The organism is Secundilactobacillus mixtipabuli (assembly GCF_002217925.1).
In the GTDB taxonomy this organism is placed as follows: Bacteria; Bacillota; Bacilli; order Lactobacillales; family Lactobacillaceae; genus Secundilactobacillus; species Secundilactobacillus mixtipabuli.
Genome location: NZ_BCMF01000072.1, coordinates 1 through 237, shown reverse-complemented (window position 1 = coordinate 237; position 237 = coordinate 1). Strand labels below are relative to the sequence as shown.

1 rRNA gene is annotated in these 237 nt (G+C 48.5%); it reads left to right on the top strand.

Annotated features, from left to right (window positions below):
• A 23S ribosomal RNA gene (locus tag IWT5_RS12050) occupies positions 1-237 on the top strand; the annotation flags it as partial.

The window sequence follows — 237 nt, the reverse complement described above, 5'->3', positions numbered from 1 at the left end:
AATACTCCCTAGTGACCGATAGTGAACCAGTACCGTGAGGGAAAGGTGAAAAGCACCCCGGAAGGGGAGTGAAATAGTTCCTGAAACCATGTGCCTACAATTAGTTGGAGCCCGTTAAGGGGTGACAGCGTGCCTTTTGTAGAATGAACCGGCGAGTTACGTTAACATGCAAGGTTAAGATGAAAAGTCGGAGCCGTAGCGAAAGCGAGTCTGAAACGGGCGTTTCAGTATGTTGAT